Origin of the sequence: Streptococcus ilei (assembly GCF_000479335.1) — a bacterium.
Classification (GTDB): Bacteria; Bacillota; Bacilli; order Lactobacillales; family Streptococcaceae; genus Streptococcus; species Streptococcus ilei.
This window is the reverse complement of record NC_022584.1, coordinates 372,140-392,411: the sequence shown is the minus strand read 5'-3', so window position 1 is coordinate 392,411 and position 20,272 is coordinate 372,140. Positions and strand designations below refer to the sequence as shown.

The window sequence follows — 20,272 nt, the reverse complement described above, 5'->3', positions numbered from 1 at the left end:
GTATCATTATATCGTGCTACTAGATGCTTGTCAAGTAGAAATCGGTGATTTAAGAAGCTTTCTTGGGATCAAAATCCTCTGGGATCGGTTTGATGTATTGCATGGCGATTCGGTTCTCAGGCTTGCGATCGACCAGGTAAAGAACCAACAAGAAGACCCATTCCAGAGGCTTCATCAGATAGTAAATGACATCCATAGCCCATTTCTTCTTGATATGTTTAGCAAAAGGATAGCCATAGCGGTCATAATTGCGACGTAAGAAGCGATGGAAACGTGGCGTCTTTTCTTCCAGTACTTGCTCAAAGGCATTGGCAATGCAGAGCTGTCGATTGACGACCACTGGATGACCATGCCGGACTCCCATCCGCTGGGGCTTGACCACCTTTTCATGGCCACCTGCTGCGACCGTACAGAGATAATGCTCATCTATGATCAGATTCTGAGGAGGAATCTTTTCCGAGAAAGTCCAATCTGCCGTATTGGTCCAGGCCTTGACCAAGCTATCAGGTCGCTGACCAAAAAGCATCAGAACCATGACCAATACAGCTAACAAGGGAAGGGCAAAGACGACCGCCAGCCAAGGCCAGTGTTTGGATTGGTGGAGGATGGTGTGAAAGCGCTGGAGAATGGGATTGTCATAGACCCTATTTGGATCAGACTCTCCCTCCCACTCCTTCATCCTGGTCCTTAAGAGACTAATGGAATAAACTAACCAGAAAACCGTGTGACAACCGATGACTTGCAACTGGATGTCAAACACCCCTAACAATACCAATCCCATCAATATCCCACTGATACAAAAGATATTTAAAAGTGGAGATAAGGAATTAGCATCTCGGTAAGAATAGATGACCAGCGCTAGTAAGGAAATCAGTGCCAAAGTAAGGATCGTCGGGAGAGCCTCCGTCCAAATCATGGTATGCTTCTGCTCATTGATAAGCTGTTTCGTCCAATCATAAGGTGTCAGATCCTTTACTAGATAGATGACGAAGGATTCGAGGATACAGCCAAAGACTCCTATCCAAAGGATGACAAAGTACTTGCGATTGTTGACCCTTCGTTTAATTTTTTCCTCTTCTTTCTCGTCATAGACACCGACCAGCTCCTTTTCCAAGGTCTGGGCCTGTATCGTAGACCATCTAGAAATAACATACAGAATCACAAAGATATTAGGAACAAAATAACTGACCCCTAGGGCATGAACAAGAATTGTAACACTGTAAACTGCAACTCCAAAAATAGCATTCCAGAAACCCAAAGATTGGATATTTCCTGGCAAACTCCCGACAATTAGAAAAGCAGACAAACTAATAAATATCAGGAAGTTGGTCATAAAGTTCATCTTTAATACACTGGCTAAAAATTTAGTCTCCAGTTCCTGGTTCCATTTTTTGTACCAGTTAGCAATTTTTTTCATAAGGCCTCCAAAGCTTATCTTTTCCATCATTCTACCAAGGTGTTAACATTCCTTCAATTCTAAACCTGATTTATAGGGAAAAATCCTTCTAGAGACTGATACCAGCTAGGATTTTCTGCGAAAAGTATGTTAAAATATAAGCATGAGAATCCAACAATTACATTACATTATCAAAATCGTCGAAACAGGCTCTATGAATGAGGCATCCAAACAACTCTTCATTACCCAGCCAAGTTTGTCTAATGCTGTGCGGGACTTGGAAAAAGAAATGGGGATTGACATCTTCATCCGTAATCCCAAAGGTATCACTCTGACCAAGGATGGGATGGAGTTCCTTTCTTATGCCCGTCAAGTCGTGGAGCAGACCCAACTCTTAGAAGAACGCTATAAAAATCCAGTAGCCAATCGGGAGCTCTTTAGCGTATCATCCCAGCACTATGCTTTCGTGGTCGAAGCCTTCGTCTCTCTCCTCAAGAAAAGTGACATGGAGAAATACGAGCTCTTCCTACGGGAGACTAGAACCTGGGAAATCATCGATGACGTCAAGAACTTCCGAAGTGAGATTGGTGTCCTCTTCCTTAATGGCTACAACCGGGATGTCCTCTCAAAAATGCTGGATGATAGCCACCTCAAGGCAACCCACCTCTTCACTGCTCAACCTCACATCTTCGTCAGCAAAACCAACCCATTGGCTAACAAAGATGTGGTCAAGCTAGAAGATCTAGAAGACTTCCCTTATCTCAGCTATGACCAAGGGACCCACAACTCCTTCTACTTCTCAGAAGAGATCCTCTCCCAAGAGTATCACAAAAAGTCTATCGTGGTCAGCGACCGTGCCACCCTCTTCAATCTCTTGATTGGTCTGGACGGCTACACCATTGCGACCGGTATCCTCAATAGCAACCTCAACGGAGACAATATCGTCTCCATCCCACTAGATATCGATGACCCAATCGAGCTAGTCTACATCCAACATGAGAAAGCTAGCCTCTCCAAGATGGGTGAGAAATTTATCGAATACTTACTTGAGGAAGTCCGATTTGATAAATAAGGACTAACCATCTACACAAGCCCAATAAAAACACCTGAAACAAGTAGCGTTCTACTTCCTTCAGGTGTTCTTTTATTGTCTTAATTTAGAAAACACTTGGCCAATCTTCCCTTCAATAACCAGGTCCGCCTGCTTGTCTTGCGGGATATTGGTTTTGTTGATGACAACCAGATTCTTCCCTTGGAAGTACTGGATCAAACTAGCTGCTGGATAGACCACAAGGGAGGTCCCTCCGATGATGAGAAGGTCAGCCTCTTGGATAGCTCGAGCTGCTTGGCTAAAGACGTCCATATCGAGGGGTTCCTCGTAAAGGGTCACATCCGGCTTGACCACCTTGCCACAGTCGAGGCAATGAGGAATAGTCCCTGCCAAAGCTAGAAAGGCCTCCAGATCATAAAAGCGCTGACAGCCCGTACAGTAATTGCGATCGGCACTACCATGGAGTTTCAAGACTTTTTTAGATCCTGCCATCTCATGGAGACTATCAATATTTTGCGTCACCACCGCCTTAAGCTTACCGGTCTCTTCAAGACGCGCAAGATAACAATGGGCTGCATTGGGCTTGGCATCGGGATAGATCAGGTATTTCTTGTAAAAGTCGAAAAAATCCTCCGGATAGCGCTCAAACATGGTATGAGAGACCAATTGTTCGGCCGTAAAATGACGACCTAAGGTGACACTATAGACGCCATCTGAGCTACGAAAGTCTGGAATATTGGACTCTGTAGAAACACCTGCCCCACCAAAAAACACAATATTCTGACTACGGTCAATCACGTCCTGCAACTCTTTTAGTTTATCCATGTCTTCCTCCTTACAAGAGTGCCTCGATCACGGCATTGGCCTGGTCGAAATAAAAAGGTTCTCGTTGATAAACAATCCCCGTCTCCTGGGCCAAGCTCACTAAGAGCTCCATAAAATGTTGAGAAGAGAAACCTGTCGTCCGGTGCAATTCTTCCTCATCAAAGGGTTTGATCAAGTGGGCCAGGGGATTGCGGACGGATTTTTCTAACTCCCGCAGTTGCTTGGCTGCATCCTTGGTGGAATCCGGCAAGTCTAATAGCAAGATCAACTCCGTCAAACTGGACGAATTGACTGCACTCTCGCTATGGAAATTCTGCAAGGCTGGATCGTCAGATGATCGGATCTTGTCAAACTTCCAATGGTCATAGCTGGACTCCTTGGAGTTGTGAATGTAGTCTGCAATATCAGGGATCTGCATTTCAATCAAGCGCATAAAGATCCGGTAAATGGCAGGACTCACCGCACGAATGAAGTCAATCATCTGATCGTTGCGGAGCTTGGCTTCTAAGTCATAAAGGTAATTGGCCAACTGTTCCTCTTCTGGGTCCTCATGCCAAAAAAGCTGAAAACCAGTCGCTTCTAGCAACTCGGTTCTCAACTTTAGGTTCATGATTGGTTGAATATTGAGCTCTCGACGCTCGGCCATTAAGTCCAATAAGGTCAAGACCAGCTCCGGAACTTCCTTCTGCTTCTTAGCAGAGCGGAGGGCCCGACCATACTGGTAGGTCTGAAGGTCGTAAAGCCACTCATCATGAAGATATTCTGTCATTAGTCTGCAATCAAGGTTTCAAGACCAACTTTCATCATATCTGTGAAAGTGTTTTGACGTTCTTCAGCTGTCGTATCTTCTTCTGGATTGACCAAGCTATCAGAAATGGTCATGATGGCAAGGGCATCAACATGGTGTTGAGCGGCAAGATAGTAGAGAGCTGCTGCTTCCATTTCTACAGCTTTCACACCCCACTTACCAAGCTCTAAGTTCTTTTCAAAGTAGTTTGAATAGAAGACATCAGAAGACAAGACATTGCCGACGTGCGTAGTCATGCCAAGGTCATTGGCAATGTGGTAGGCTTTATCTAACAAATCAAAGCTAGCGATTTGTGGGAAATCATACATAGGCCAGTCATTGCGGATAATGTTTGAGTTGGTAGCTGCTGCTTGGGCCAAGACCAATTCACGGACATGGACATCGCCATTTAAAGAACCAGCGGTACCCACACGGATCAATTTCTTCACACCGTAGTCTACGATCAACTCACGCGCATAGATAGAGATGGATGGCATCCCCATTCCAGTCCCCATGACAGATACACGATGACCCTTGTAGGTACCCGTGTAACCAAACATGTTCCGAACTTCGTTGAAGCAAACAGCGTCTTCTAAAAAGTTCTCAGCGATAAATTTCGCACGAAGAGGATCTCCAGGAAGGAGAATTTTATCAGCAATTTCACCCTGCTTAGCAGCAATATGGATAGACATGTTTAAGATATAAAGGGCGACAGAGAACAAAGGAAAAATAGGAAACTGACGACGCATCGTAGATGCTAGGCAGTTTATCTTTTTTGCACAGTTCTCCGCCCGTATTCAGTTCAGTGAATACGGTTAACCCTTCCTTTCTGTGTGTATTTTTTGTTTAGAAAAGCTTTCCACTTGTACTCAAATTTGAACACAGGTTTCATGCTTTCTGTTTTCATAATAGAGGGCAGGCACCAAAAAGAGGGTTATTCTTAACCCGAATGAGCCTGTTTCCTTTATGCCTACTTAAATTATACCATAAGAAGATAGGATTCATCTAGCTTGTAGGTTAAATTACCTGCATAAAAGACTACTGTATCTTATCTACTTGGAGACTCCTTTCATTTTCTCCCCATCAGACGATCCAACCTCTGGGTCAAGCCATAAGTAAGAACGGCTGTTAGTAAAAGGTAAGGCATAGCTTCTAGCCCTTGACCCGTAAAGCCGATTACTAGCCCTGTAGCAGAAAAGGGAGCATTTAGGGTCACGGTCAAAAAGCAAACAGCGCCAATCAGTAGTAGGGTAGATAGACCCTCAAATCCAAAAGCTAGAGTTATAAGTGACGCTCCTGCCATTCCCAGTGCAAAGGAAGGTGTCAGAGTCCCTCCGTAAGCTCCCGCCCAAAGAGTAAGCAAAACGACGAGTGCTTTTAGGACAAATAAGACTAATGCCGTCTTCCATGGAATGCCATTGATAACCTCCTGAGCTACCATTCGTCCATTGCCAAGAAGGTGTGGGAGTTTCTGAGCTAGGACAGCAAAAAAAGAAATGCCAGTGGAAGAGTCAGGAAAATACGCTGGTCTTTGATCCGATGAGCAGTGGTTTGCTTGGTCAAGCGCGCAAATCCATAAGCTAGGGGTGTTAAGACCAAGACTAATATCGGCATTACCCACAATACCTGTAGTGACCAAGTCGGAACCGGCATCTTGTAGAGTGCATGATCTGAAATCACCCAACCTGCTACAAAAGCAGCTAAATAGGTCGTGACCCCAGCTAGGACAAAGCGTTTAAGTGAAAATGCAATGCCTAAGGTTTCAAATATAAAAAACACACTCGTTAATGGGACTTGGTAAACCGCAGCCAATCCTGCTCCCGCCCCACAAGCGATTAGGAAAATACGATCTGTCAGAGATAGGTCAAAACCTTCCGCAAGAGGCCCTGCCAACAAGGCGCCAATCTCCCGGGGCGCTCCTTCTTTTCCAATAGGGGCCCCAGCTCCTACGGCAACGATTTGCCAGCTAGAATGGAGCAACTGTTTCCAGAAATGAAGGGTGGGACGAGCATCCTCCTCCTTCATCTGACCCTTGATGGAGAGGAGCTTCCCCTTTCGTTGCAAGAAATACCAGACTAAGGCCGAGGCAAGACCTACAATTAGTAAACTGATACCTATCCGATAAGGAGGAACTCCATCCGTCAAAAAGTTAGACTGATGCTCTGATTGACCAAAGGCCAATCCCTCCACTAATTCTAAAAGGAAATGAAGAAAAATACCCGCTAAACCCGAAACAAGCCCTAGCAGACAAGTTGCTAGGACCATTTTCATTTTATAGGGAATTGCTTGAATAGATATCACAATTCTTTCCATGTTTTTTACAATTCAGCAAGAATCGCTTTCAGCAAGCCTTTGAAGTCTCCTTTAACGCGCTCAGTGACTTCTACCACTTCTTCATGGTTGAGCTCTTCTTGGAAACCAGCCGCAAAGTTGGTAATACATGAAATCCCAAGAACCTTCAAGCCAGAGTGAGCCGCAATGATGACTTCAGGAACGGTTGACATACCTACAGCATCAGCGCCAAGTGTCTTGTACGCACGGATTTCAGCTGGAGTTTCGTAGGTAGGACCTGTCACACCAATATAAACTCCATCATCCAATTTGATGCCAAGTTTGTCAGCTACTTTGTGGGCGATTTCGCGGTAGGCTGGAGTGTAAGCTTTCGACATATCAGGGAAACGAGGACCAAAGTCATCCAAGTTTTCACCGATTAATGGGTTTTGACCTGTCATGTTGATGTGGTCAGTGATAGCCATCAAGGTACCAGGACCGAAGCCGATACCACCTGCAGCGTTGGTTACAAGAACCCCTTCACATCCTAACACTTTCATGACACGAACTGGGAAAGTCACCACTTCCAATGGGTTTCCTTCGTAGAAGTGGAAACGACCTTGAAGCGCCAATACCTTACGTCCAGCAAGATCACCATAAACCAATTTACCAGCGTGTCCGACCACTGTTGATTGACCCCAGTTTGGAATGTCAGAGTAGTCTACTACGACAGCATTTTCGATTTCTTCAGCAAGTTCACCAAGACCTGAACCAAGGATTAGACCAAACTCAGGCGCTTCTACTCCCTTGCCTTTCAAAAAAGCAGCTGTTTCATTGATTTTATCTAAAAATGTCATTGTGTTTCTCCTTTTATTTCTTAAGTAATCTACCAATTTTGTCAAAGGTGTTAGCGTTGCGAATAGTGATCTCACGATAGAAAGGCATCTTCATCAGATGTTTGTGGTAGGCGGTTTTAGCGTAGCTTGCTTCTGAGAATTTCCCCCAGAAAACAGCTAGCTTGCCAAAGTGGAGCACTTCATCCCCTAGCTTCAAAGCAAGCAACTTCTCTTCTAGGGATTCCCTATCCAAGCCCTCGGTGTAAAAGAGCACATCCTTGCGAGCCATCTCTTCTGTCCACCATTGCGGTAAGTTTGCACATTCTGCTTCATAGTCTTTTCGACTCAGCAGAGAAAAGCGTTCAATAAAGGGATAATGTGTTTCAAAGAAGGTCGACAGGCACTCTAATAACTGAGATCGAGAAAGACCTGTCGTAAAGAAGATATTGCCACTGTTGATGTAGGTTTCCACTTGTTCCAATCCCAGCTCCGTCAATTCTTGACGAAGTTGAGCCATGACCACCTTGTTTTTGCCGCCAACATTGATTCCTCTTACGAGGAGAGCAAAGCGCATCATCTTAAACCAATTTATCTAAGAAGCTTTCTCCGATCATGGCTTTCTCAACACCAAAGTTGTCCGCCACAGTAGCTGAGATATCCGCAAAGTGACCAACTGGAATCAAGCCGCTACCTTTGAAAGATGGGCTGTAAGCCAAGAATGGGATGTATTCACGAGTATGATCAGTACCAGCGTATGTTGGGTCGTTACCATGGTCAGCCGTAATCATCAAGAGATCGTCTTCTTTCATTGCAGCGATGATTTCTGGCAAGCGCTCATCGAACTCATGCAAGCAATCACGGTAACCATGTGGATCACGACGGTGACCGTAAAGAGCATCAAAGTCCACCAAGTTAGTGAATGAGAAACCATGTTTAAAGTCTTCTGATTTCATAGCTTTGATCAAGTTGTCAATACCGTGGCTGTTTGATTTGTTGTGGCCCATATCGTGGTTGATACCAGCACCGTTGAAGATATCGTTGATCTTACCAACTGCATAGGTATCGATACCAGCTTCGTTCAATTTGTCCAAAACAGTTGGAGCAAATGGTGAAACAGCCAAGTCACGACGGTTAGCCGTACGAGTGAAGTTTCCAGGCTCACCAACGTAAGGACGAGCAATGATCCGACCGAGAAGAGCTGGACGTTCCAAAGTGATGGAACGAGCATATTCGCAGATACGGTAAAGTTCATCCAAAGGAATGATGTCTTCGTGCGCTGCGATTTGAAGAACAGGGTCAGCTGATGTATAGATGATCAACTCGCCAGTTTCCATTTGGCGTGGTCCGAAGTCATCGATAACAGCTGTACCAGAATAAGGTTTGTTGGCTTCGCGGATGACCTTGCGACCTGAGAATTCTTCGATTTTTGTCAAGATTTCTTCTGGGAATCCATTCCAGAAAGTATCAAAGGGTTCTGTAATATTAAGACCCATGATTTCCCAGTGACCTGTCATGGTATCTTTTCCAAGAGAGACTTCTTCTAACTTCGTAGCGTAACCAGTTGGATTGCTCTCAGCTGGAACAGTCTTCAAGGCTTGTTCACGCGGAATATTTCCAAGACCAAGTTTTGCCATGTTTGGCACATTCAAACCAACTGCTTTTGAGATGTGTCCAAGTGTGTCAGATGCGCCGTCAGGCACACCAGCATTGACAAAGTTATTAGCATCTGGAGCTGCTCCGATCCCTACAGAATCTAGTACCACCAAGTGAATACGATTAAATTTTGACATAAACTGCCTCTTTCCTTTATTAAACTAGCTATATTATACCACTTCCCTATAAGAAGAGAGCCGTTTTAAACCCGGCCCCTCTCTAGAGAAACCCATTTTTCGATGATGACAGGGCCTTCTGGTGTCCCTACGATCACTTTTGAAATCATGTTCAAGAACAAACCGTGCTCTACAACCCCTACGGTGTGATCCAGTTCATTGGCCAGAGCTTCCGCATCCTGAATCACCTTGAGATCCAAGTCAATGATATAGTTGCCTTGGTCGGTGACAAAGCGTTGACCATCCTTTTCACGATAAGCTGGAGAATAGCCCTTCTTCTCAAAATGACGGAAAAGATTCTCTGCTCCGTATTGAACGACTTCTACTGGCAGTTTAAAGGCACCAAGCGTTTCCACTTGTTTTGACTCATCGACAATCCAGATGCAGTCTTTTGAGTTGGTTGCAACAATTTTCTCCATCAAGAGGGCACCGCCTCCACCTTTGATCCCATTCAAAGCTAGGTCTACTTCATCCGCACCATCTACAGTTAAGTCAACCACTTCTACATCGTCAATCGCTTTTAGCGGAATTCCCAAGCCTTCTGCCTGCTCATAGGTCACGCTTGAAGTCGTAACAGCTGTAATCTTCAATCCTTCTTCCTTGATGCGACGCCCCAATTCAGCCACAAAATAATAAGCAGTTGACCCTGTACCAAGACCGACAATCATGCCGTCTTTAACAAACTCAGCCGCCTTAATGCCAACCTGTTCTTTTAGGTTTACCATCTTAGACCTCCATTTCTATTCATGTTTAGTATAGCATATTGGCGGACAGATTTCACTACTTAACTGAAAACCTTTTCAACTCCTCCTTCTAAAAGCAATGTCTTGCCCCTCTTGCCAGTTTACGATAGAATAGAAGAGAATACACAGGAAAAGAGAAGATAGATGATTACTAGAGAATTTGATACCATCGCTGCTATCTCGACGCCACTCGGTGAGGGAGCAATCGGGATTGTCCGCCTAAGCGGGACAGACAGCTTTAAAATTGCACAAAAGATCTTTAAAGGAAAAGATTTAAGCAACGTGGCCAGCCACACCCTCAACTACGGCCACATCGTAGATCCAGATAAGGATGAGATTCTGGATGAAGTCATGGTCGGTGCTATGCGCTCTCCTAAGACCTTCACTCGAGAAGATATCATCGAGATCAATACCCACGGTGGGATTGCGGTGACCAACGAAATCCTGCAATTGGTGATTCGCGAAGGCGCTCGATTAGCTGAGCCTGGTGAATTTACCAAGCGGGCCTTCTTGAATGGTCGTGTCGATTTGACCCAGGCTGAGGCGGTCATGGATATTATCCGCGCCAAGACCGACAAGGCTATGAATATCGCAGTCAAACAGTTGGATGGATCCCTATCTGATCTCATCAACAACACGCGCCAAGAGATCCTCAATACTCTGGCTCAGGTCGAAGTCAACATCGACTATCCTGAGTACGACGATGTCGAGGAAGCAACCACTGAGATCATCCGCGAAAAGACCACTGAGTTTGAAGCCCTCTTGACCAACCTCCTCAAGACAGCTCGCCGTGGTAAGATTCTTCGCGAGGGGATTTCTACTGCTATCATCGGGCGACCAAATGTCGGCAAGTCTAGCCTTCTGAACAACCTCCTGCGCGAGGAAAAAGCCATCGTGACCGATATCGAAGGGACGACCCGTGACGTCATCGAGGAATACGTCAATATCAATGGTGTTCCCCTCAAGCTGGTCGATACAGCCGGTATCCGGGAGACAGAGGATATCGTCGAACGCATTGGTGTGGAACGCTCTCGGAAAGCCCTCAAAGAAGCTGATCTGGTCCTCCTGGTTCTCAATGCTAGCGAGCCTCTGACTGATCAAGACCGGCAGCTCCTTGAGATCTCACAAGACAGCAACCGCATCATTCTCCTCAACAAGGTCGATCTCCCAGAGAAGATTGAAATCGACCAACTGCCAGAAGATTACATCAAGATTTCGGTTCTGAAAAATCAAAATATCGATCAAATCGAAGACCGTATTAATGCCCTCTTCTTTGAAAATGCTGGCTTAGTAGAGCAAGATGCTACTTACCTCTCCAATGCCCGCCACATCTCTCTCATTGAGAAAGCCGTTGAAAGCCTCCAAGCAGTTAACGAAGGCCTGGCTATGGGCATGCCAGTGGACCTGCTTCAAGTCGATCTGACCCGCACTTGGGAAATTCTCGGAGAAATCACAGGAGATGCTGCACCAGACGAGCTCATCACCCAACTCTTCAGTCAATTCTGTCTTGGAAAATAACCTAAAAAAAAATCGTATGTTGCAACATACGATTTTTCTATTATTAATTTCCTTGGTCCAGACTTTGGACAGTGAGGTAGGCTTGATAAATCAAGAAGAGTCCTACTGCTGTCAAGAATGGAATGGCGAGAGGGAGTTCTGTCTCGATTTGGCCAAATGGTGAATTGCCGACAAAGTGAAGGCCAAAGCCAGAAATAAAATAGAACCAACCCGTCAGCATCAACTCCTTGCGACCTTTTGTCGCTTGAAGGATCAAGTAGAGACCCACCATGAAGAGGGCTGTGTAGACCCAGTGTGATACGACCCCATTCATAATCCGACCTAGGATACCAGATACTGCGTATGAGAAGCCTTCTGGCATGTCTTGACGGATATAGGCAAAGTCCTCCACAATCTGGAAACCAAGACCAGATGCAATCGCTAAAAGGAAGATGGATTTGATCCTACGTACATTGAACAAGTAGAGGACAAAGAAGATCGGAATCAACTTGAAGGGTTCCTCAAAGAGTGGTCCTGCGATGGCACTCTCATACTGGTTCCAAAAATCGCTATTTGGCGCTACCGCTTGAATCATCTCATGGAAATAGGTATTGGCAAAACTAGATAACCAACCTGCGATAAAGCCCCCACCTAGGAGAGAAAAAAGAACCGGAATCCAGGACAACTTCCACTTCTTCGCGAAATGAAAGAGAGCCCAAACAGCAGGAATCGCGTATACTAGAAGCAAGAGGACAGAGATACCAATGATCCCATACTGGGATCCAGTCATCCAACCAGCTGTGATAGACTGCGTCTCATAGGCCAGACCAATCGAGAGCAAGAATAAAAATAGAAACAAAATCGATTTGCGTTTCATAAAAAACCTTTCTTTAAAACAATTAAAAAGGCTGGAAATCCAGTCTTTTTGTCTATATGGATATTGTAACAATAAAAGCTTAAAAAAACAATAAATGGCTACGGGGAATAGAGAATGCTGAGTACTCAAATTATTGAAGGTATTTGGGTCCATTCAAAACAACAGAGTTCTATAACTAGGAAACATTAATCCTATCACTCCACACATCCCACGTAGATAAATACCCTTATGTTTTTTAATATTCATCAAAACTATATCTTATACAATTTATTTAATCTTTCTAACTCTAATACATTCATATATACTTCTACTCCAGTAACTACCCCCTTACTATAAATAATTCCACAAGTAAACACAATCCTATCCTTACTCAAAATATTTGACAATACTACAAATGATTCCAAAACATAATCCTCTATAGTAATAAAACAATTATTTTCATCTTTAAAAAACTTTATAAATCCAATATCCTTACACCTATCACGAAAATAAAACCTAAGTGATCTTAAAAAATAATCAAAAAACACATCACTCTCCATAGAAAACCCCTTCATTTTTTTAAATATTCTGTTATATCATACAAATAATAGTTTTGGGACCATTCGAAACAACACAGCTCTAAAACTAACTCAACCTCCTCAACTTCCATTCCCTCGCATTCAGTTGTACACTTACTTAAATCTTGAGAGTACAGAAACTCGACAGTACTCGTTATATTGTCTATGCGAGTTGTACAGTTACTTAAATCTTGAGAGTACAAAAACTCCGGCCTTAATTTCTTGTCCGGCTGTAAAGTTGTACAGTTACTTAAATCTTGAGAGTACAAAAACAACTCTGGAGATACGTGTAGCTTGCGTCCTGTTGTACAGTTACTTAAATCTTGAGAGTACAAAAACAGTGATGCTTCAAAGTCTCCGAAGCCTTTAGGTTGTACAGTTACTTAAATCTTGAGAGTACAAAAACGCTTTCCCATCCGCTTTCAGCTACGTTAAAGTTGTACAGTTACTTAAATCTTGAGAGTACAAAAACAGCTTGCCTTCAACCTCCGCTATACGTTAGTTGTACAGTTACTTAAATCTTGAGAGTACAAAAACCAAGTCGTTTAAGCGTCCTGAGACGCTTTCGTTGTACAGTTACTTAAATCTTGAGAGTACAAAAACACATTCCAGTCTTTAATATCGCAGTAGCTTGTTGTACAGTTACTTAAATCTTGAGAGTACAAAAACAAAGGTTCGAAACGTGGTGAGAAACAACGTGTTGTACAGTTACTTAAATCTTGAGAGTACAAAAACAGTAAGAGAAGTTCAATTTGATAATTTATGAGTTGTACAGTTACTTAAATCTTGAGAGTACAAAAACAGATATCGGCTGGACAGTACGTCAGTGTTGGTTGTACAGTTACTTAAATCTTGAGAGTACAAAAACAGCGGGCCTATCCCAGACATGGACGATATGTTGTACAGTTACTTAAATCTTGAGAGTACAAAAACTTATCAACAAAGACACCATCGTCCAGGTTCGTTGTACAGTTACTTAAATCTTGAGAGTACAAAAACTCCAGACCATGGATACTATCATAAAGACCCGTTGTACAGTTACTTAAATCTTGAGAGTACAAAAACAATCGCATCAATTCATTCTTTGCCCTTTCGGTTGTACAGTTACTTAAATCTTGAGAGTACAAAAACAGATTTATAATTCTGCCAAAAATACCCTCTGTTGTACAGTTACTTAAATCTTGAGAGTACAAAAACAGCTTGTAGGCCTTAGCAAGTTCAAGCATAGTTGTACAGTTACTTAAATCTTGAGAGTACAAAAACCTTGTGTGATTTTCATTCATCTTTCCTCATGTTGTACAGTTACTTAAATCTTGAGAGTACAAAAACTATATCAACACACGGTCACCGATAAATTCAGTTGTACAGTTACTTAAATCTTGAGAGTACAAAAACAATTCCAATAATCGGAAGCTGTCCGCTACGGTTGTACAGTTACTTAAATCTTGAGAGTACAAAAACTGAGTGATGATCTAAAAGAATTGATTTTTAGTTGTACAGTTACTTAAATCTTGAGAGTACAAAAACAAAGGCTGGTCGTCTCCTACAGTCGCAAGGGTTGTACAGTTACTTAAATCTTGAGAGTACAAAAACACAGGTTCTAAACTGGGAAATATGACAAAGTTGTACAGTTACTTAAATCTTGAGAGTACAAAAACCTCAAATTCGTCAATTTTGATTTTTGTCCTCTCAAAAACCATTATAAAGTCTTAGACATAACTCGTCAATACTATTCTTCTAAATACTTCAATAACATTGGGTTGACTGGTTCAATATGGAATTTTATTTTCATTTCATACTGGTACAAATTGTTTAATATTCTCAATGCTACTTGATCCTCAATTGATAAGCTCATATGAAGAATATCAGAACTAAATAAATAAGGCCCAATCTTCCTTAAAGATGATAAAAACTCTTGTTTACTAGGTATTTGATTTATTGGATATTGATCAGTAAAACGTTCATACATAAATTCTAATGAATAAAAATGATCAATGTAATCAGAGACAATATTAATCTCCTCTAATACTTCTTTCGTGACATGAAGATAACCTTCATTTGAAGGAAATGAAATAGTGTATAACATGTTACAATAATTAGTTAATCTCTCTAATTGTTCACAACACTCAACAAATTCCTTATAAGATAAATAATCATCCATATTTCGGAGAACAAGTAATACCTTTTCAGATTGATCCGTAATCACTACTTGCAACATCGAAAGGAATAATAAAAACTTTGTCTTATTGTCAACAAATTCAAAGGATATATTTTTATCGTTCTGTCCAAAATAGGGCAGAAAATTTTTTTGGATCAATTGGTCTGCATTAAAATATTTCGCTTCTGTATGATAGTTAATACCATCTAGTTGTAGATTCAGATTCTGATTCAACAGCAAAGAAATCCTATCGAGATGATCATTGATATTTTCAATTTGCTCCATCGTCTCCACTGTATTAATCTTTTTCTTCAGATAATCATAAGCTATCGTTCCTTTTTTATACTCCATCTGCTCGATTAGATCATTAATATTCGATAGTTGGATAACCCTAAATTCTGAACGGGAAACCACCGTATCGTCTATTAAGATTTTAGGTTCATTTTGTTCGAATAGGACTAAGTCTTCTTCACTATATTTTTTTCCTCCAAAATACCATAACAGGATTTGCCAAATATAGTACTTTAATTGTTGATCTTGGCCAACAACTTGGGTAAATTGTCCAAAACTCAATGTAATATTATCCTTGTATGGATGACTAATATTCATTTTCATATAACTACCAACTTATTATCACTGACTACTTCTTCTTGTTTTGTTTTTCCACCAATGATCAAAACCATTTCAGAAAACTGTTTCTCTGTAACCGCTAGTAAACGGACATTCCCACTAGGTAAATTACTTTGGCTTAATTTTTTATAGAATTTACTAGCAAAACTGCGATTGGGACACGTTCTATAATAAACAGAAAACTGCAACATTTCAAAACCATTAGCAATTAGATCTTTCCGAAAATTACGATAGATTCTTTTTTCTTGATTCGTATCCATAGGAAGATCAAAAAAACACAATAACCTCAATGCTTCATACCTCATTTCTTCAGCTCCATTCTACACTAGAAACAATCGGACAGTAGAATTTACTCGTATCCTTATCCGAAATACATTTTAAAAAACCCTTAACATATTTATCCATTGCTACCGTAACAGAACAAGTTTCTTTTCCATAACGAATTTTAGCATTCAGTGTATCTGTTAAGGCTAAACGAAACTCGTATTTCAAATATTCTTCATCCCGTAGATTTTGATAAACCCAAACATCAATAATCTGCCTAAAAGGTTCCATTAAATCATCTACTAAATTAAATTGATTGTATTCGTTTTTATGAAAAATTCCGATTAAGGGATTTAGCCCATACCCAGCAATAATACGCGCCATCTGCGCTCTCATAATCGCATAGCCATAATTTAGACCAGCATTGATAACATCAGTTTCCTGTTGGGTAAGACGAACGAATTTCTTTCCAAATAATTCATTGAAATAAACTTTAGCAGCATGACCCTCACGATTAGTTTTGTCCCCAAATTCAATATGGTCTTTATAATCTGCTAATAACTGGATACAATCGATATTTTTCTCAAACATTGAAAGAACATCTTGCTGATTATTTATTTTGAAGTAGGTCACTATTTGCCATATTTTATCTTTTTGCTCCTGCGTCCACAACAATTGTTCCTGTAACTTTTTATAGGCTCTAAAATGGCCATTTTGTGAATGGTAAATCCCTGTCGGTAAATGCTCATTATCACAGACAATTAAGGCAATATTATACTTACTTAAGGCACTTAACAATCTTAGGGTTACAACAGTTTCACCTCCTTCTGCTACAATGATAGAAATATCGCTCAAGGGTATAATATAATCTTCGCCCATCTTCTTAATCAAAAGATTATCCAACTTTAATTGCATTTTTTCACTCTGACAAACATGTACAATTCTCCAAGTCATTATTTTTATCCTCTTTACAAAACGAAAACACCCCGCCATAAATGACAGGGTGTTGAATTCGGCATGAAGCCTTATCTTTGTAGCTTCTGCAAGATTTAAGTAACTGTGTAAGGCGTCCCTTACAGTTAATATTATAATACATTGTAAAAGCGTTTGCAACTCTTTTTTAAAAAATAATTTTTAAAATTTGAGTTTTGGTTCTTCACCCTCTTTTTTGATGAAATGTTTATTGCCTAAGACATCTGTTTTAACTTTGAAGATGGAAATATCTTTTTTATTTAGCCCTTTAATACAGCGTCCACCCTTGGCAACCGTTCCAAGAACTTTAATCAGTCTTTCATCGCCCTCAAATTTTGACATATCATAAGGCTTTAACTCAACATAATGTTTCGAAGTATCATTTCTGGAACCGTATCGGAATATTTGTGCTTCTTTAGTCAACGCATCTTTTATTAATATCAAATCATTTTTATAAAGTGTAAATTTAAATTCAGACTCCTCACTAACACCCTCATTCATCTTTATAGAATTATACTTTTCTAAAGAAATACTATATTTCCCACTACCTTTTTCAAAATTTAAATCAGAGTATTTCAATCCCATTAATTCATATTTTTCAGTTTGATGGTTGAAAAAGACATCTGTTCTCCAAGGTTTAAGTGATTGAAGTACAACTTGATTCATACTTTCATTAGGTGTTATATCAATGTGATTACCTAACTTATTATCGTAATATTTCAGGCTTTTAATTTCTGGACCATTACCTTTTCTGCTATATTTTCTGATTGGTCCATTTTCTTGTCTATATTTCTCAAAAGGGTTACAAGGAACTTCTTTATTCTTTTCGTTCAATTCTTTAGAAGGATAGGTTCTTAAAATCTCTTCGATTACCTTTTCAAATGTTTGCGGATCTTTGTGATACATTAAGAATCTACTTTTATCTTTATTATAAATTTTAATGAATGTATCATATCCCGCTTGACTATAAATATCTTTAATCTTACCTAGAACATAAGTTTCTTCCGATTTATCCTTATCTAATTTCGCTTTTCTTGTTGCGTAAATTGTTGCATCAGAAATCTTTCGGTTATATTTTGAATCTACTTGATAAGAAAATAGAATGCTATCTTCAAATTTCTTGGACTTCAATGTATCAACAAAATGATCATATGGTGCTTTGAATACTAACTCTTTGTATTCATCGTCACTCATTGAAATAATTTCACCGGTTTCTGAATCCACGAATTGCTCTTCTTTATAAGAGATCAGAGGATTATTATGTTTTTTCCATAGTCTTAATTGACTAGATGCAGCAATGATCAAAGCATCTACAGCATGATGGTGATAGGTTTCACGAGATTTTTCAATCCCCCATTTTCTTCTAAGCTGAGAAGTAAACTGTCCACGAACCACTGAAATAGTTGTATCGAATTGATGCTCCTTATAAAAATCTTGTAGAGCATTTAAAACAACTCGAGAAGAATAACGAGTATCTACTAAATTTCGTTCGATAAACTTCTGTTTCACCTCAATTTTACTAATATCTTCTTCCGTTAAAAGATAATCTTTCTTCTTATTGCTCAGTAATTTTGAATCTTTTACATATGATTTGAACTCTCTGTATGACCATGCGTAATCCATGCTATCTAAAGCCTGAAACGGTGTCCGTTGTCCCTTTTCTTGGTTTGCTGTAGCTAGTACCAAGACTTTATTAGATAAACTATCATCAAAAGAAAGAGATAAAGGTAAAATATGATCAATTTCATACTTGTACCGATTTTGAATCAAATCTGAAATTGGAATATTCTTTCCAGTGTAAAGACACTTTTCACCCTGTTGATGCCACAAACGAATCTTAGTTGCTAATTCTTTATGTCCATGAAAAACGTTATCCGGTAATTCTTTTTTCCCATTGTATTGGAAAGCCGCTTTTTCCATAGCAGCATTTTTCTCGTCTAGATTTGCTTTTTGACGCTTGATATACTCTTTCTTTGCATCTTCCTCATTATTTTCACGTGCCATTTCAATAACGATATTATCAAAGATCCCATATCTTTTTGTTGCTTCATTGATAATCTTTATAGCTTGTCTGACAGATTTTGCCACGACAGGATTATAGATTTCTTCTGTTAATTCTTTTTCATCGATGTACTTGGTTCGTTTTGATGTCTCTTTAGATTTTTGTTTGCCTAATCGAGTAAGAATTGTCATTTGTTCTTCTGAAGTCTCATACAATTCTGGAATCAACTCCATCATGAGTTTTAGAGAAAAATTATGCCATCCCTTACTAAATAAACTGCTATTATTTTTTCTAAACTGAACCAATTCAAGTACTTGATCTTGACTAAATATATCTTTTAGCTTAGCGTTAATCGCTTCTTCTATACCTTCTCGCTCAGTATTTAAGGTTAGAATATGAGCAAGCTCATCTATGACCTTTCTCGGTAACTCTTCCACCCTGATTGTTTCTAAAGATTGCATTTTCCGATAGACTTCAAAGGTGTGCATCTCAGGTTTTTCATTAGGATCAATGCGGTATCCATGTATCTGATCAACTGACACACCAATCAATTTAGCAATGTACTTCAATAGAGTTGAAGCTCCTAATGTTTTAGCTGTCTTCGCATACTCGACAATTGTCTTCTTTTGTTCCACACTCAGTTTCTTAGTTTCTGTTGGAACAGTTAAATTATTCAAATCATTTAGTAAGTTGAACTCTTGGGCAGTATAGGAAGCTTTTGAAGCTCTATACTCATCAGGATAAAATGTACATTTACCAATTAAAATACCAAAAATATTATCTAGGGTTATGTACTCACCTTGAGAATCTTTTTTAGTAGTATACCTTCCATAATCAGTCCGTGATTTTTCATTTCCAGGCCCATGGTAGTATTTTCTTTTACCAGTAAGGATTGTTAAATAATCTTCTATAAACCCTTCTGTAATCTTATTATTGAATTCCTGCTGTTTTCTAAGAATTCTTTCGGCTTCTTTTCTATAAGCAGATGTTGAAAAAACATTAATTAATCTGCGTTTTTCACCATTTTCCACAACAGTGAAATCTCCTCTAACCTGACCATATTTTTCGAAACGATCTAGTTGGATTTGACCAGGAGTTTGTTGAGCAAGCAATTTTCTATTCTCTTCAACTGCCTTACCGTAATCAGATGATACTGCACCACCATCCTCAGAAGCATCATCTAAGTAGCTAATACCACGTCTCTTAACAATATTCTTTAAGGCTATAAACAACTCTTCGTTAGTTAATCGTTTATCCAATCCTTGCACACGAATTTGATAAGGATTTAAGTTAATTGAAACCTTAGAAAAATCAGTTAATAAACCATATTCTTCAAATAGATCATGAAGGCGAACACTACGATGTTTTTTCCGGCGATTTAAGCGTCTAGCCTGCCTACTAGTCCTTCTCTCAACATTATTGTCAGCTGTTGCAGCTGGGAAAATCCGAGAATTCGCATGGATTATCTTTCCACTATCTTTCTCTAAAATACCTACTCCAACTGAAGCAATACCAATATCCAATCCTAAAACTAAACCATTCATAATAAAACTCCTAACCAGTCATTATATTAATAC

Annotated in this window: 15 protein-coding genes, 1 pseudogene and 1 CRISPR repeat array; of the genes and pseudogenes, 2 read left to right on the top strand and 14 right to left on the bottom strand. The window is 40.2% G+C overall.

Annotated features, from left to right (window positions below; translation table 11 throughout):
• Positions 1-49 precede the first annotated feature (49 nt).
• A complete protein-coding gene (locus tag N596_RS01970) occupies positions 50-1,417 on the bottom strand; it encodes a DUF6688 domain-containing protein (RefSeq protein WP_042361401.1) in 1,368 nt (455 codons plus the stop codon).
• A gap of 142 nt (positions 1,418-1,559) precedes the next feature.
• Here N596_RS01970 and N596_RS01965 point away from each other — a divergent pair, with 142 nt between their 5' ends.
• Positions 1,560-2,468: a LysR family transcriptional regulator gene (locus N596_RS01965; protein ID WP_023023082.1), complete on the top strand. Its 909-nt coding sequence runs from the start codon at positions 1,560-1,562 to the stop codon at positions 2,466-2,468.
• Between the two features lie 72 nt (positions 2,469-2,540).
• Here N596_RS01965 and N596_RS01960 read toward each other — a convergent pair whose 3' ends face one another.
• From N596_RS01960 to rpiA, 8 genes and pseudogenes are all read right to left on the bottom strand, one after another.
• Positions 2,541-3,272, bottom strand: coding sequence for an NAD-dependent protein deacylase (locus N596_RS01960; RefSeq protein ID WP_023023080.1), 732 nt, complete (start codon positions 3,270-3,272; stop codon positions 2,541-2,543).
• Between the two features lie 10 nt (positions 3,273-3,282).
• Positions 3,283-4,041, bottom strand: coding sequence for a Gbs1250 family HEPN protein (locus tag N596_RS01955; RefSeq protein ID WP_023023078.1), 759 nt, complete (start codon positions 4,039-4,041; stop codon positions 3,283-3,285).
• Entirely contained in the window at positions 4,041-4,751 is a 711-nt protein-coding gene (deoD, locus tag N596_RS01950) for a purine-nucleoside phosphorylase (RefSeq protein WP_042361398.1), read from the bottom strand. The genes N596_RS01955 and deoD overlap by 1 nt, the downstream gene beginning before the upstream one ends.
• 377 nt (positions 4,752-5,128) lie before the next feature.
• Positions 5,129-6,324 (bottom strand): annotated as a pseudogene (locus N596_RS01945) (chloride channel protein).
• 53 nt (positions 6,325-6,377) lie between these two features.
• Positions 6,378-7,187: a purine-nucleoside phosphorylase gene (locus N596_RS01940; RefSeq protein WP_023026757.1), complete on the bottom strand. Its 810-nt coding sequence runs from the start codon at positions 7,185-7,187 to the stop codon at positions 6,378-6,380.
• 13 nt (positions 7,188-7,200) lie between these two features.
• Positions 7,201-7,743 (bottom strand): DUF1697 domain-containing protein, encoded by a 543-nt coding sequence (locus N596_RS01935; protein ID WP_023023068.1) that lies wholly within the window; start codon positions 7,741-7,743, stop codon positions 7,201-7,203.
• 1 nt (position 7,744) lies between these two features.
• A complete protein-coding gene (locus N596_RS01930; protein ID WP_023026756.1) occupies positions 7,745-8,956 on the bottom strand; it encodes a phosphopentomutase in 1,212 nt (403 codons plus the stop codon).
• A 65-nt stretch (positions 8,957-9,021) separates the two neighbouring features.
• Positions 9,022-9,720, bottom strand: a complete 699-nt coding sequence (gene rpiA, locus N596_RS01925) for a ribose-5-phosphate isomerase RpiA (protein WP_023026755.1) — start codon at positions 9,718-9,720, stop codon at positions 9,022-9,024.
• Between the two features lie 162 nt (positions 9,721-9,882).
• Between rpiA and mnmE the strand changes: the two genes are divergently transcribed.
• Positions 9,883-11,256 carry a tRNA uridine-5-carboxymethylaminomethyl(34) synthesis GTPase MnmE gene (mnmE, locus tag N596_RS01920; protein WP_023026754.1) on the top strand — a complete coding sequence of 458 codons (1,374 nt, stop codon included), beginning with the start codon at positions 9,883-9,885 and terminating at the stop codon, positions 11,254-11,256.
• A gap of 43 nt (positions 11,257-11,299) precedes the next feature.
• On the opposite strand, the gene N596_RS01915 is transcribed toward mnmE, so the two are convergent.
• The 5 genes from N596_RS01915 to cas9 form a co-directional block, all read right to left on the bottom strand.
• Complete coding sequence (locus N596_RS01915; RefSeq protein ID WP_023026753.1) at positions 11,300-12,112, bottom strand: PrsW family glutamic-type intramembrane protease; 813 nt, start codon at positions 12,110-12,112, stop codon at positions 11,300-11,302.
• A 662-nt stretch (positions 12,113-12,774) separates the two neighbouring features.
• A CRISPR array of direct repeats spans positions 12,775-14,327; the repeat unit is 36 nt; unit sequence GTTGTACAGTTACTTAAATCTTGAGAGTACAAAAAC.
• Between the two features lie 71 nt (positions 14,328-14,398).
• Positions 14,399-15,442, bottom strand: a complete 1,044-nt coding sequence (gene csn2-St, locus N596_RS01905; protein ID WP_023026751.1) for a CRISPR-associated protein Csn2-St — start codon at positions 15,440-15,442, stop codon at positions 14,399-14,401.
• On the bottom strand, positions 15,439-15,762 hold the full coding sequence (gene cas2 / locus N596_RS01900) for a CRISPR-associated endonuclease Cas2 (RefSeq protein ID WP_003016415.1): 324 nt from the start codon (positions 15,760-15,762) through the stop codon (positions 15,439-15,441). Before cas2 ends, csn2-St begins: the two co-directional genes overlap by 4 nt.
• 4 nt (positions 15,763-15,766) lie before the next feature.
• Positions 15,767-16,675, bottom strand: a complete 909-nt coding sequence (gene cas1, locus N596_RS01895; RefSeq protein WP_042361074.1) for a type II CRISPR-associated endonuclease Cas1 — start codon at positions 16,673-16,675, stop codon at positions 15,767-15,769.
• Positions 16,676-16,855: 180 nt separating this feature from the next.
• Positions 16,856-20,239, bottom strand: a complete 3,384-nt coding sequence (gene cas9, locus N596_RS01890) for a type II CRISPR RNA-guided endonuclease Cas9 (protein ID WP_023026749.1) — start codon at positions 20,237-20,239, stop codon at positions 16,856-16,858.
• Between the last annotated feature and the right edge of the window lie 33 nt (positions 20,240-20,272).